The organism is Lysobacter silvisoli (assembly GCF_003382365.1).
Classification (GTDB): Bacteria; Pseudomonadota; Gammaproteobacteria; order Xanthomonadales; family Xanthomonadaceae; genus Lysobacter; species Lysobacter silvisoli.
In genome coordinates, this window is the sequence record NZ_QTSU01000003.1 from 55,435 (window position 1) to 67,803 (window position 12,369).

Genomic DNA, 12,369 nt, shown 5'->3' on the forward strand with positions numbered 1-12,369 from the left:
TTGGCGCGCTCCCCGGTCTGGGCCTAAAGTGGGGGGATGACCGCCAATACACGTTCGGCCCGCCCCAAGCGCGTGGCCGCCGCCGACGCCTCGGCCCTGCCGGCCCAACCCGGCGACACCCTGCGCGCGCTGCGGGCGCGGCGCGGCTGGACCCTGGCGGAACTCAGCGAACGCACCGGCCTGCCGATTTCGACCCTGTCCAAGGTCGAGAACAACCGCATGTCGTTGACCTACGACAAGCTCAGCCGCATCAGCCGCGGGCTGGAAGTGGACATCGCCGACCTGTTCGGTTCGCCCGCGCAGGCCTCGGCCAAGCAGGAGCCCACCGGCCGCCGCAGCATCACCCGCGCCGGCGAGGGCTATGCGCTGGAGAGCGCGAACTACGGCCATCTGTTCCCGGCCGCGGAACTGCGGCAGAAGCGCTTCACTCCGATCGTGGCCGAGGTGCGCGCGCGTTCGATCAAGGAATTCGGCGAGCTGGTGCGCCACACCGGCGAGGAATTCGCGCTGGTGCTGGAAGGCACGCTGGAACTGCACAGCGACCTGTACGCGCCGGCGCGGCTGGAAGTGGGCGACTCGATCTACTTCGACAGCAGCATGGGCCACGCCTACATCAACGCCGGCGACGGCCCCTGCCGGGTGCTGTCGGTGTGCACCGAGGCCGAGGCGCCGTTCGCGGTGCAGGCGCCGGCGGCGCGCAAACGCAACAACTGAGCGGGCGCGCGGCGCGCGGCGCCGCTCAACTCACCCGCGACAGCATGCGGCGGTGGCCGATCAGCCGCGCCCAGCGCGCGCCGATGTCGCTCATGCACACGTAGGCCGCCTCGCCGGCCAGCCGCCACAGCATGGCCGGGCCCAGGCGCAGGCGCGGTTCGGCCGCGCACAGCTCCCAGTCGAAGCCCAGCTGGCGCGCGAACAGCGCGCAGCGCGCCAGGTGGTAGCGGCTGCTGAGCAGGGTCACGCGCGAACGCATGCCCTCGCCCAGCAATAGGCGCGCGTTGCGCAGGTTCTGCAGGGTGTCGCGCGATTGCGCTTCCAGGCGCAGCGGCGCGTCGGGCGACAGGCCGCGCGCGAGCAGGGCGCCGCGCGCCACTTCGGCCTCGCTGGGTTCGTTGGGCGCGCCGCCGCCCAGCAGCACCACGCTGCGCGGCGGGCGTTCCCGCCACAGCGACACCGCGCGATCCAGGCGCGCTTCGAAATCGCGGTCGATGCGGCCCTGCGGCGCGTGCTTGCCGAACAGCAGCACGCATTCGCCGCGCTCGGGCGAGCACGGCGCGTTGCGCGCCACCCGCAGCACGTGGACGAAGTAGCCCACGTAGACCAGGCCGGCGCTGAGCGCGCAGACCGCGCCGGCCACGGCGCAGGCGTGCAGCACGTCGCGGTCGCCGAACAGGGACAGGCGATGGGCGGTGCGACTGGACATGCGTGGGCGCGGAGACGGCCGGGAGGATGCGCAGTCTACGCCGCGGCGCGCATCCGCGCGGGCCGCGCGGCCAGCTGAATGCGCGCTGCGGCCAGACCACGCCGCCGTGGCTATACTCCGGGGCCGTACCGCCCGGAGTCCTGCGTGCCGCCAGCGCCGTTGCCGCCACCACCGATGCCTGCATTGGCGATCCGCGCCTACACCGCGACCACCGCCCTGGGGCGCGGCCGCGAGGCCCAGGCCCAGGCGCTGCGCGAGGGCCGCAGCGGCTTGCGCCGCAACGACTTCGGCGCCCACCCGCTGGACTGCTGGATCGGCCGCGTCGACGGCCTGGAAGACGCGCCGCTGCCTCCGGCGTACGCCGACTGGGACTGCCGCAACAACCGCCTGGCCTGGCTGGCGCTGAACCAGGACGGGCTGCTGCCCACGCTGGCGGCGCTGGTCGAACGCCGCGGCGCCGCGCGCGTGGCCCTGGTGCTGGGCACCTCCACCGCCAGCATCGGCGCCACCGAGGAAGGCTATGCGCGCCTGCAGGATGGCCGCTTTCCCGCCGAGCTCGCGCACGCGCGCATCCATCAGCCGCATTCGCTGGCCGGCTTCGTCCAACAGGTCACCGGCCTGCGCGGGCCCTGCGTGACCGTGGCCACGGCCTGCTCGTCCAGCGCCAAGGTCTTCGCCCAGGCCGCGCGCCTGATCGCCGCCGGTTACGCCGACGCGGCCCTGGTCGGCGGCGTGGATACCCTGTGCGGCAGCGTGCTGTTCGGCTTCAACTCGCTGCAGCTGGTGGCGGCCGAGCCCTGCCGTCCGTTCGACGCGACGCGCAACGGCCTGTCGCTGGGCGAAGCCGGCGGCTATGCCCTGCTCGAACGCATCGACGCAGGCGACGCGCCGGGCGCGCTGCAGCTGCGTGGCTACGGCGAGACCAGCGACGCCCACCACATGTCCGCGCCGCACCCGCAGGGCCTGGGCGCGCAACTGGCCATGCGCGACGCGCTCGCGCGCGCCGGCATCGGCGCTGGCGACGTCGGTTACCTCAATCTGCACGGCACCGCCACGCCGGCCAACGACCTGGCCGAAGCCCAGGCGATATCGGCGCTGTTCCCCGACCGCCTGCACGCCAGTTCCACCAAGGGCTGGACCGGCCACACCCTGGGCGCGGCCGGCATCGTCGAATCCACCGTGGCGCTGCTGGCGTTGGAGCGCGGCGAACTGCCGGGCACGCTCAACAGCCAGTCGCCCGATCCCGCCTGCGGGCCGCAGATCCGCTTCGCACCCGCGCGCGCCGAGATCCGTTACGCGATGAACAATTCCTTCGGCTTCGGCGGCAACAACTGCTCGCTGGTGTTCGCGCGCGCATGAGCGGCCACGACGTCGCCATCGCCGGCATCGCCTATTGGAGCCGTGGCCTGCCCTCGTGGGCGGCCGCGCGCGACTACGCGCTGGGCGGCGAAGCCGTCGCCGACGCGCCCGCACGCCCGTCGCCGCAGCTGCTGCCGGCCAACGAACGCCGGCGCGCGCCGGAGACCGTGGCGGTAGCGCTGGACGTGGCCCTGGCCGCGTGCCAGGCCGCCGATCGCGACCCGGCCGAGTTGCCTTCGGTGTTCGCATCCGCGCACGGCGACATGGCCATCACCGACTACATGTGCCAGACCCTGGCCGCCGATCCGCGCGCGCTCTCGCCCATCCGCTTCCACAACTCGGTGCACAACGCCGCGGCCGGCTACTGGACCATCGGCGCCGGCTGCATGCGCGCGGCCACCGCGATCTGCGCCGAGCGCGCGAGCTTCGCCCAGGGTCTGATCGAAGCGCTGGCGCAACTGGCCGAAGGCTCCGAAGCGGTGTTGCTGGTCGGCTACGACGGCCCGTCCGCGGGCCCCTTGAGTGCGATCACGCCCAGCGAGGATCTGCTCGGCGGGGCCTTGCTGCTGTCGCGCGCGGCCAACACGAGCGCGCCGCGCCTGCGCGCGCGCCTGGACGAAGGCGCGGCCGATGCCGGCGGCGCGCTGACCCGGCGCCTGAGCGGCAATGCCATGGCGACCATGCTGCCGCTGTTCGATGCCTTGGCCACCGGCGCGGCGCAGGTGCGCCTGGACGCCGGCAGCGGGCGCGCCTTGGTGGTGGAGCTCACGCATGGCTGAGCCGCGCCCGGAACGCGACACCGTCGCGGTGGTGATTCCGGCGCTGAACGAGGCGCTGCGCATCCGCGAGGTGGTGCTGGGCGCGCTCGCCCATTGCCCCAACGTGATCGTGGTCGACGACGGTTCCGACGACGGCACCGCCGACTGCATCGCCGACCTGCCGGCCACCGTGCTGCGCCATGCGCGGCGCCAGGGCAAGGGCGCCAGCCTGCGCGACGGGTTCGCCGAAGCCCTGCGCCGCGGTTATGCCGGCGTGCTGACCATGGACGGCGACGGCCAGCACGACCCCGCCGACCTGCCGCGGCTGCTGGCCAGCGCACAGCGCCATCCGCGCTGCATCGTGATCGGCGCGCGCCTGCGCAAGCGCGCGGCGCAACCGGGCTACCGCCGGTTGGCCAACGAGTTCGGCGATTGGGGCATAGGCTGGGGCTGCGGTTACCGCATCGCCGACAGCCAGAGCGGCCAGCGTTACTACCCCGCCGCGGTGTGCGCCCTGGACGACGTGCCCGGCGAGGACTTCGTGTTCGAAGCGCAGATCCTGATCTCGGCCGCGCGCCGCCTGGGCACGGGCGTGATCTCGGTGCCGATCGAGTCGCGCTATCAGCCGGCCGACGACGGCCAGGCCTTCCGCAAGAGCCACTTCCGCCCGCTGCGCGATCTGTACCGCATCACCTCGCACGTGGTCGGCCAGGTCTGGGGCCGCGGCGACGTGATCGCCGAGTACCGGCGCACGCGCGCCAACCCGCCCGCCATCGACGATCCCAGCGGCGAATTCGCCGCCGCGGCACGGCGCGACGCGCCTGTCGAGCCGCGCTGAGCCGATCTTTCCGGAGCTTCCATGGTCCACGCGCTGCTGCTGCAGATGCTGGTCATCCTGGCCACCGCGCGCGCCTGTGGCCTGCTGCTGCGCCACCTGGGCCAGCCGGCCGTGGTCGGCGAGATGGCCGCCGGCTTCGTGCTCGGGCCGGTAGTGTTCGGCGCGCTGTTCCCGCAATGGCATGCGCAGCTGTTCGCCGCCGACAGCCTGCCGGCCTTGAGTTCGCTGTCGACCCTGGGCCTGGTGCTGTTCATGTTCATCGTCGGCGCCGAGCTGCGCGCGCCCGACGGCGTGCGCGCGCAACTGCGCGAAGCCGGCGCGGTCGGCGCGCTGGGCGTGCTGTTGCCGATGGTGCTCGGGCTGGCGGTGTCGCCCTGGCTGCATCCGCTGGCGCCGGCGGGCGTGGGCTTCTGGCCGTTCGCCTTGTTCATGGCCGCGGCCATGTCGATCACCGCCTTCCCGGTAATGGCGCGCATCCTCAAGGACCGCGGCATGTCGCAGACCCGGCTGGGTCGGCTGGCGTTGGGCTCGGCGGCGATCGCCGACGTGTTCGCCTGGATCGTGCTGGCCCTGGTGGTGGCGCTGACCGGCGCCGGCGAAGGCGCCTGGGGCCTGGCCAAGACCACGCTGGGCCTGGTCGCGCTGATGGCGCTGGCCTTCGGCCTGCTCAAGCCGCTGTACGCCTGGCTGCTGCGCCGTTATGCCGCCGACGGGCTGCCCTCGGTCAACGTGCTCGCGGCGTTGATGATCGGCCTGCTGGCCTGCGCCGCGCTGACCGAATGGCTGGGCCTGCACGCGGTGTTCGGCGCCTTCGTGTTCGGCGCCTGCCTGCCGCGCGACGACCATCTGCTGCGCACGCTGACCGAGCGCCTGGAGTACGCGTCGGTGGTGATCCTGATGCCGATCTTCTTCGCCCTCGCCGGGCTCAACACCCGCGCCGACGCCTTCGTCGGCGCCGGCCTGGGCGCGCTGGCGCTGATCCTGGCGGTGGCGGTGGTGGGCAAGGTCGTCGGCGGCGCGCTGGGCGCGCGCATCGCCGGCTACGGCTGGCGCGACAGCATGGCCGCCGGCGCGCTGATGAACGCGCGCGGGCTGATGGAGTTGATCGTGATGAAGGTGGGCCTGGACGCCGGCCTGATCGGACCCGAGCTGTTCACCATGCTGCTGGTGATGGCCATCGTGACCACGGTGATGACCTCGCCGCTGCTGAGCCTGTTCGCAGGCCGCGCCGCGGCCGGCGACGCGCCGCATACGCGCGGCGCGCGCTCGCCCTAGCCTTAGTTGTTGCGCGGCGGGGCCGGAGGCGCCGGCGGTGCGGGCGGGGCCGGCACCGCGTCGGGCGGCGGCGGATTGGCCATCCAGATCGCCACGCCATGGCCATACTTCTGCCGCGGGCTGATGTCGATGCCCACGCCGCCGGAACTGAAGCTGCGGCCGCCGTAACGGCCGCCGCCGGCGCCGACGCTGACTCCGCCGCCGCCGTAGCCGTCCTCGGTGCCCTGGAACAGCACGCCGTTGGCGCCGAGCTTGGCCGCCTCGTTGCGCAGCTTGGTGATCACCGAGTTCATCTTGTTCTGTTCGCCGTAGGTGAACGCGCCGCTGTTGCTCTGGAGCATGGCGATCTGCTCGTAGCCGCCGGCGGGCGGGGCGAAGTACACCCGCACCTGGGCGGGATCGATCGGCGGCCGCGGCGAGCCGACCAGCACGTGCGAGCTGGCGCAGGCGGCCAGCAACGGCAGCAGCAAGGCGAGGGCATAACGGCGCATGGCAGGACTCCGCTGCGGTGGTGGTTGCATGCTACCGCCGCCCCGGCCAGGCCGCGTGAGCGCACGCCGAACGGGCGCGGCGGCCCGACGGAAGGCCGCCGGGGCGGGGCCTAGCCCATACCGCCGTTGACCCCGATCACCTGGCCGTTGATGTAGCCGGCCAGGTCCGAACACAGGAAGCCGACCAGGGCCGCCACCTCCTCGGGCTTGCCGGCGCGGCCGGCGGGCACCAGCTGGCGCAGGGTTTCGGGCGGGAAGGTGTCGGCGGTCATGCGGCCCTCGATCACGCCCGGCGCGACCACGTTGACGGTGATGCCGCGCGAGGCCATCTCGCGCGACAGCGACATCGAGGCGCCGTGCAGCCCGGCCTTGGCCGCGGCGTAGTTGGTCTGGCCGCGATTGCCCAGCACCGCCGCCACCGACGACACGCTGACGATGCGGCCCCAGCGCGTGCGCGCCATCGGCAGCAGCAGCGGCTGGGTGACGTGGAAGAAGCCGTGCAGCGACACGTCGACGACCCGCTTCCACTGCCGCTCGCTCATGCCCGCCATCGGCGCGTCGTCGTGCACGCCGGCGTTGTTGATCACGGCCTGGATCGGCCCGTCGGCCAGCAGCGCTTCCAATGCCTGGCGCGCGGCCTCGCCGTCGGCCACGTCGAAGGCGCAGGCCTGGGCGCGGCCGCCGTCGGCGCGGATCGCCGCGGCCACCGCTTCGGCGCGTTCCAGGTGGGCGTTGGCATGCACGATGGTGTCGAAGCCGTCCGCGGCCAGGCGCCGGCAGATCGCGCCGCCCAAATCGCCGCTGCCGCCGGTGACCAGGGCGCGGCGGACGGTGGAGGACGGCTGGCTCATGCGGCGGACTCGAGGCAACGGAAACCACGATTGTCCCCGCAGCGCGGTCACGGCGGAAGCGGCCCGCGCGCGCATGGCGAACCTCCGGCCGCGCCGCGGCGCTTCAGTACGGCGAGAACCCCTCGGGGTACGGCGGCTCGCCGTCGTCGCCGTGGTCGCGCCCGGTCTGCTCCAGGGTCTGGGTGACGATGGCGCCGGTGTCGCTGCAGGCCAGCTGCTGGATGCCCTGCCATACCGCCCAGTCCTCGCCGTTGCCGTCCAGCGCCACGATCCAGAACTGCAGCGTGCGCCGCGCGTAGGGCTCCTCGCGGATCGAGGGCGGATCGACGAACGTCACCAGGGTCGCGCCGCTGTCGTCCTGGCTCTCGTTCCAGCCGTTGAACACCCGCGACTGGCCGTGCACCAGCTGGAACAGGTCGGTCCAGGTGTCGGGCTCCATACCTTCGACGTAGGGCCGGTCGGTACGCTCGATCCAGTTCAGGCGCGCGTTGTCGCGCTCTTCCAGGGCCAGACGCAGGGTGAAGCGATGGCCGAACTGGCCGTCCTCCCGATAAGGCACGACGCTTACTAACTCGAACGCGATGGGCACGGCGGCTCTCCGGTGGCGTGGGCGCATGCGCGCGCGACACCTACCAGGAACGCGGCGCCGACAGCGCCGTGAACGCTCAGCCTTCCGGGCGCAGCATCACCGCGGCACGGCCTTGCGCGAGCAGCTCGCCTTCGTGACGCAAGGCGAACTCGTACTGCCAGCTGTCGCCGCCATCGACGAGCTTGCGCGCCTGCGCCCGGATCGCGCCGGGCAGGTCGTCGATGCGCGCGGTGTGCAGCTCCACGCCGCGCAGCGCCACCAGCAAACCCGGCCGCGCCGCACCATCGGCCTGCTGCGCCAGCAGGCCGCCGTGCACCGCCATCGCCTGCGCGCCGTATTCGCACAGATGCACCGCGTGCAGGCGGTCGCCGCTGCGCAGCGGGTGCGCGGGATCGCGGTGGCCGTGGCTGCGCAGTTCGATGCTGTCCTGGTCCCAGGCCAGCACTTCTTCCCACAGGCACATCAGGCCCTGGTGCGGGATCAGCGCGGCGATGGCCTCACGCGTGCGCATCGACGCCTCCGCGCGAGGCGGGCGCACGCACGATCAGCAGCGCCATGACGAAGTTGAAGGCCACGCCCAGGGCCACGGTCAGGCCGATCGCGCGCAGCACCGGAATCGACGACAGCGCCAGCAGCGCGAACACCAGCAAGGTGGTCAGGCTGCAGACGATCACCGCGTGCAGGGTGCGCAGCTGCTCGGCGTAGTCGTCGCTGGCATGGTCGAAGAACAGCGCGTAGTCCAGGCCCAGGCCGGCGGCCAGGATCAGCGCGACCAGGTGGAACAGGTTGAGCTCCACGCCCAGGCCGCGCAGCACGGCCAGGATCAGCAGCGTGGTCAGCGCCATCGGCGCCAGCACCCGCAGCACCCGGCGCGGCGAGCGCAGCGCGATCCAGACCGTGCCCGCCAGCAGCACCGCGGCGATCGCCAGCGCCAGCAGCACGCGGCCGCGGTAGGCGGCCACCAGCGACTCGGACGCCTGCTTCAGATCCAGCAACTGCGCGCCCTGGGCCTGGGCCACGCGCGCGACCGCGGCCGGATCGCGCAGGCCGCTCAGCGATACCAGCGCGGTGGCGCGGCCGGGGTGCTGCAGCAGCAGGCCGGCCACGCTGGCCGCCAGCGGCGTGTCGTCCAGGTCGCCGGTGCGCAGCGGCGGCGCGGCGCGCGCGGCGGCCACGTCGTCCAGAAACGGCGCGAAGGCATCGGCGCGGAACGGGCTGTCGGCCACGGCGCTGTCCAACGCCGCGCGCAGCGCGGCCGCGTCGGGCAGGCGCGCCTGGCGCGCGCGCTGGGTCGCGGCGCTGGGCAGGTAGCGCGCGGCCAGGTCGTAGCCGCCGATCGCCCCGCGCGCTTGCAGCGTTTGCAATTGCGGCAGCAGGCGTTCGGACGCGATCAGCGCGGCTTCGGCATCGGCCGCGCTCACCGCGATCACATAGCGCACGTCCGGCGCGCCGAGTTCGCCGCGCAGTTGCGCATCGCGCGCCAGCGCGTCGGCCGGCACCGGCGTGAGCTTGGCCAGGTCGTTCTGCCAGAACGCGCCCGGCGCCCACACCGCCACGGCCAGCGCGAGCGCGGCCAGCGCGAGCACCGCGCCCGCGCGCAGGCGCGGCAAACGCGCCAGCGCGGCCCAGGCGCGCGCCAGCCAAACCGAAGCGGCGGCATCGCGCGGCGCCGGGTCGATCAGCGCCGGCAGCAGGAAGCGCGTGGTCAGGGCGGCCGTGCCCAGGCCGACGATGGTGAACACCGCCAGCTGTTCCAGGCCGTCCACGCCGGACACCAGGAAGGTCAGATAGGCGATGCAGGTCGAAGCCACGCCCGTGCCCAAGGTCGGCCACAGCGCGCGCGCGCTGGCCCAGGGCGACAGACCCGGGCGCTGGTGACTGAACAAGTGGATCGGATAGTCCTGGGCCACGCCGATCAGGGTGAAACCGAAGGCCACGGTGATGCCGTGCACGCCGTCGAACAGCAACGCCACCGCGCCCAGGCCGGCCAGGCCGGCGCTGGCCAGCGGCAGGCCGCCCAGCAACGGCGCCTTCCAGCTGCGGTAGGCCAGCCACAGCAGCAGCACGAACACCAGGCTGTCGACGGTGCCGATCAGGCTGGCCTCGCGCGCGGTGCGTCCGCCGATTTCGACCGAGAACGCACCGGGGCCGCTCAAGGTGAGCGTCGACGCCGAAGCGCCGCGCGCCTGCGCGAACGCGGCGTGCACCGCGTCCACCGCCGCTTGCTGGCCTTGCGGATCGAAACCGGCCGCGCGCGTTTCCAGCGCCAGCAAGGCCTCGCGGCCAGCGCGGTCGAACCAGACCCCGTGCAGGCGCTGCGGCGCGTTCGCCGGTTGCCAGGCTTCGGCCAGCTTCAGCGTTTCCAAGGTGGGATCGTGCGGCAGCAGCGGCTCCAGCATCGACGCCGCGGGCGAACCCAGGTCCTGCACGCGCGCCTGCAAAGCGTCGGCCAGCGTCGCCGCGTCGTAGCGCTGCGCGTCCAAGGTGGGCGACAGCAGATAGCGGTAAGGGCGCAGCCGTTCGGGAATCGCCTCCAAGCCCAGGTCGGCGCCGTTGGCGACGAGCTTGAACTCCGGCCGAGCGGCCAGGGCGTTGCGCATGGACTGCGATTGCGCGGCCAGCGTCTCGGCCTTATCGCCCGACAGCGCCACCAGCAGCAGGCGCGAACCCGGGCCTTCGCCCAGCTCGTCGATCAGCAACTTCTGCGCCGGCGTCTGCGCACTGGGCATGAAGCGGCGCAGGTCGCCGCTGAGCTGCAGGTGTTGGCCGATGGCCCAGCCGGCCGCGGCCAGCGCCGCCAGCCACAGCAGCGCCAGGGCGATGCGTCGCGCTGGCGTCATCGCGCGGCGGCCGCGCCGTGGCCGCGGCACAGCGCCGCCAGCTGGCTGGCGTCGGCCACGTCCGCGGCCTGGCGCGCGGCGCCGGCCAGCAGGGTGCGCTGCAGTTCGATGCCGCCGGCCGCGTCCGAGCGCGCGGGGCGCGCCTCGATGCAGCGCAGTTCGGCGCCGCGGCCGCGCAGGGTGATGCCTTGCAGCTTGGCCGCCAACGCGGTGGCGCGCGGGGTCAGGCTCAGCGTCCACTGCTGGCGCGTGCCTTCGGCGGCCACGCGGTAATGCTGTTCCAGGCGCTTGCGGTCGCCGCCGAGCAAGGCGCCGAAGCTGGCCTGCAGGCCGGCCAGTTCCGGCGCGCGCGACAGCGCGAAGCTGCGCGCGGGCTTGCCGGCGCGCTGGATCTTCACCTCTCCGGCGCGGATGGTGGTGGTTTCGGCGTAAGGCGCGCGCACCTCGCGGATCAGGGTGTCGTCGGCCAGGCGCTGGTACTCGCCGCTGAGCCGCAGCGGCGCCTTGAGCAGGGCCGAACCGCGGATCTCGACGAACGAGGTGCGCACCGACGCCGGCTGCGCCAGGCGCGCCAGGATCCAGTCCACGTCCACCGCCGCGGCCGCGTCGGCCGGCGGCGGCTCAGGCGGGGCGAACGGGTTCGGACCCGCTGTGGTGGGAGCCGCCCAGGTGGTGCTGATGGCGGCGGCTAGCGCCAGCCACGGCGCCCAGCGGCGCCGCGTCGTCGGCCGGGTCGCGCCCGGTGCCCTCGTGTGCGTCATCGGCATGCCAGAAGTCGTAGAAGTTGAACCAGTTGTAGGGCGCGCTCACGGCGTGGTGCTGCAGGCGCGCGGCATAGCGTTCGACCCGGCCGGCCAGCACGCGCGAGCGATCCTGCCGCGCCACCGCCGATCCGTCGCTGAACGGCTCGAACACTAGATCGTAGCGGGCGCCGCCACGGTACAGGCCGAAGGCCAGCAGCACCGGCGCTTTCAAGGTCAGCGCGATCAGCCAGGGCGCGATCGGAAACGGCGCCGGCGCGCCCAGGAACGGCGTGCGCAGCCAGGGCTCGCCGGGCCGCGCCCGGTCCACCAGCAGCGCCACCAGCGCGCCCTCGTCCAGCGCCTGTTTTACCGCCAGCACGATGGACGGGCCGTCCTGGCCGGCGTCGATCACGCCGGCGGCGATCTTCGGGTCCAGCGCGTCCAGCAGCCGGGTCATGGCCGGGTTGTGCGAGCGGTCGAACACCACCCGCACCTGCACCTCGGGTGCAGTGCGCGCCAACACGCGCAGCGCCTCGAAGCTGCCCAGGTGCGAGCCGAAGATCAGCGCGCCGCCGTGCGCGTGCACGGCGCGCAGTTCGTCCAGGCCGTGAACCTGGATGTCGAAGTGCTGCATCTGCCCGCTGAGCAGGAACAGCCGGTCCAGGATGGTCGCGGCGAAGGTGTGGATGTGGCGGGCCACGTCCCACGCCGACGGCGCCCGGCCCAAGGCCCGCGCCAGGTAGTCGCGCGAGGCGCGGCGTTCGGGACCGCGCACGATCAGAAAATACAGCACGATCGGATAAAGGCAGACGCGGGCCACGCCGCGCCCGCCCACGCGCGCGATCGCGCGCAGCAGCCGCAATGCGAACGGGCTGCCGCCTTCCGGGCGCTGCTTCCAGTCCGCGCTCACGCGCCCTCCAAAGCGGCCACGTCGCCGCTGGCGAGCAAGCGCCCGTCCTGGCCCAGCACGCGGAAGCGCCAGCGCGGCGCGGCGCCGTCCAGTTCCACCCGGGCGGTCTGCTCCGGCAGCAGCGGCTGCAGGAACTTCACCTGCGGCAGGCGCAGCGCGGGCAAAGGCCCGTGCGCGGCTTCGATCGCCTGCAGCACGCGCTCCAGCACCACCACGCCGGGCACCACCGGGCGGCCGGGGAAATGCCCGGGCAGGCTGGGGTGGTCGGCGGCGATGCGGAATTCCATGCGGC

The 12,369-nt window shown here is 73.4% G+C and carries 14 protein-coding genes; 5 read left to right on the forward strand and 9 right to left on the reverse strand.

Annotation, left to right across the window (positions count from 1 at the left end; genetic code table 11):
- Positions 1 to 36: 36 nt before the first annotated feature.
- Entirely contained in the window at positions 37 to 714 is a 678-nt protein-coding gene (locus DX914_RS15300) for a helix-turn-helix domain-containing protein (protein WP_115860324.1), read from the forward strand.
- A 25-nt stretch (positions 715 to 739) separates the two neighbouring features.
- Here DX914_RS15300 and DX914_RS15305 read toward each other — a convergent pair whose 3' ends face one another.
- On the reverse strand, positions 740 to 1,423 hold the full coding sequence (locus tag DX914_RS15305) for a YdcF family protein (RefSeq protein WP_115860326.1): 684 nt from the start codon (positions 1,421 to 1,423) through the stop codon (positions 740 to 742).
- A gap of 174 nt (positions 1,424 to 1,597) precedes the next feature.
- Here DX914_RS15305 and DX914_RS15310 point away from each other — a divergent pair, with 174 nt between their 5' ends.
- The 4 genes from DX914_RS15310 to DX914_RS15325 are packed head-to-tail and all read left to right on the forward strand — an operon-like array spanning position 1,598 to position 5,653.
- Positions 1,598 to 2,782, forward strand: a complete 1,185-nt coding sequence (locus DX914_RS15310; protein ID WP_115860328.1) for a beta-ketoacyl-[acyl-carrier-protein] synthase family protein — start codon at positions 1,598 to 1,600, stop codon at positions 2,780 to 2,782.
- Positions 2,779 to 3,561, forward strand: coding sequence for a beta-ketoacyl synthase chain length factor (locus DX914_RS15315; protein ID WP_115860330.1), 783 nt, complete (start codon positions 2,779 to 2,781; stop codon positions 3,559 to 3,561). The genes DX914_RS15310 and DX914_RS15315 overlap by 4 nt, the downstream gene beginning before the upstream one ends.
- A complete protein-coding gene (locus DX914_RS15320) occupies positions 3,554 to 4,378 on the forward strand; it encodes a glycosyltransferase family 2 protein (protein ID WP_115860332.1) in 825 nt (274 codons plus the stop codon). Before DX914_RS15315 ends, DX914_RS15320 begins: the two co-directional genes overlap by 8 nt.
- Before the next feature lie 21 nt (positions 4,379 to 4,399).
- Complete coding sequence (locus DX914_RS15325; protein WP_115860334.1) at positions 4,400 to 5,653, forward strand: cation:proton antiporter; 1,254 nt, start codon at positions 4,400 to 4,402, stop codon at positions 5,651 to 5,653.
- Positions 5,654 to 5,655: 2 nt separating this feature from the next.
- Here the strand turns inward: DX914_RS15325 and DX914_RS15330 are convergent, their stop codons facing one another.
- The 8 genes from DX914_RS15330 to DX914_RS15365 all read right to left on the reverse strand — a co-directional run bounded on the left by DX914_RS15330 (position 5,656) and on the right by DX914_RS15365 (position 12,364).
- On the reverse strand, positions 5,656 to 6,144 hold the full coding sequence (locus DX914_RS15330) for a DUF4156 domain-containing protein (RefSeq protein ID WP_115860336.1): 489 nt from the start codon (positions 6,142 to 6,144) through the stop codon (positions 5,656 to 5,658).
- Positions 6,145 to 6,254: 110 nt separating this feature from the next.
- On the reverse strand, positions 6,255 to 6,995 hold the full coding sequence (gene fabG / locus DX914_RS15335; RefSeq protein WP_115860338.1) for a 3-oxoacyl-ACP reductase FabG: 741 nt from the start codon (positions 6,993 to 6,995) through the stop codon (positions 6,255 to 6,257).
- Between the two features lie 103 nt (positions 6,996 to 7,098).
- Entirely contained in the window at positions 7,099 to 7,584 is a 486-nt protein-coding gene (locus DX914_RS15340; protein ID WP_147300697.1) for a hypothetical protein, read from the reverse strand.
- A gap of 76 nt (positions 7,585 to 7,660) precedes the next feature.
- Entirely contained in the window at positions 7,661 to 8,095 is a 435-nt protein-coding gene (locus DX914_RS15345) for a hotdog family protein (protein WP_115860342.1), read from the reverse strand.
- Complete coding sequence (locus tag DX914_RS15350; protein WP_115861203.1) at positions 8,082 to 10,424, reverse strand: MMPL family transporter; 2,343 nt, start codon at positions 10,422 to 10,424, stop codon at positions 8,082 to 8,084. The genes DX914_RS15345 and DX914_RS15350 overlap by 14 nt, the downstream gene beginning before the upstream one ends.
- A complete protein-coding gene (locus tag DX914_RS15355; protein ID WP_231118299.1) occupies positions 10,421 to 11,011 on the reverse strand; it encodes a LolA-related protein in 591 nt (196 codons plus the stop codon). Before DX914_RS15355 ends, DX914_RS15350 begins: the two co-directional genes overlap by 4 nt.
- Positions 11,012 to 11,045: 34 nt before the next feature.
- On the reverse strand, positions 11,046 to 12,077 hold the full coding sequence (locus tag DX914_RS15360; RefSeq protein ID WP_115860345.1) for a lysophospholipid acyltransferase family protein: 1,032 nt from the start codon (positions 12,075 to 12,077) through the stop codon (positions 11,046 to 11,048).
- A complete protein-coding gene (locus DX914_RS15365) occupies positions 12,074 to 12,364 on the reverse strand; it encodes an ApeI family dehydratase (RefSeq protein WP_115860347.1) in 291 nt (96 codons plus the stop codon). The genes DX914_RS15360 and DX914_RS15365 overlap by 4 nt, the downstream gene beginning before the upstream one ends.
- Between the last annotated feature and the right edge of the window lie 5 nt (positions 12,365 to 12,369).

Excerpts from the sequence above, each read along its gene's own strand:
- DX914_RS15300 (WP_115860324.1), top strand. The coding sequence starts at position 37 with ATGACCGCCAATACACGTTCGGCCCGCCCCAAGCGCGTGGCCGCCGCC.
- DX914_RS15305 (WP_115860326.1), bottom strand. The coding sequence starts at position 1,423 with ATGTCCAGTCGCACCGCCCATCGCCTGTCCCTGTTCGGCGACCGCGAC.
- DX914_RS15310 (WP_115860328.1), top strand. The coding sequence starts at position 1,598 with ATGCCTGCATTGGCGATCCGCGCCTACACCGCGACCACCGCCCTGGGG.
- DX914_RS15315 (WP_115860330.1), top strand. The coding sequence starts at position 2,779 with ATGAGCGGCCACGACGTCGCCATCGCCGGCATCGCCTATTGGAGCCGT.
- DX914_RS15320 (WP_115860332.1), top strand. The coding sequence starts at position 3,554 with ATGGCTGAGCCGCGCCCGGAACGCGACACCGTCGCGGTGGTGATTCCG.
- DX914_RS15325 (WP_115860334.1), top strand. The coding sequence starts at position 4,400 with ATGGTCCACGCGCTGCTGCTGCAGATGCTGGTCATCCTGGCCACCGCG.
- DX914_RS15330 (WP_115860336.1), bottom strand. The coding sequence starts at position 6,144 with ATGCGCCGTTATGCCCTCGCCTTGCTGCTGCCGTTGCTGGCCGCCTGC.
- fabG (WP_115860338.1), bottom strand. The coding sequence starts at position 6,995 with ATGAGCCAGCCGTCCTCCACCGTCCGCCGCGCCCTGGTCACCGGCGGC.
- DX914_RS15345 (WP_115860342.1), bottom strand. The coding sequence starts at position 8,095 with ATGCGCACGCGTGAGGCCATCGCCGCGCTGATCCCGCACCAGGGCCTG.
- DX914_RS15350 (WP_115861203.1), bottom strand. The coding sequence starts at position 10,424 with ATGACGCCAGCGCGACGCATCGCCCTGGCGCTGCTGTGGCTGGCGGCG.
- DX914_RS15365 (WP_115860347.1), bottom strand. The coding sequence starts at position 12,364 with ATGGAATTCCGCATCGCCGCCGACCACCCCAGCCTGCCCGGGCATTTC.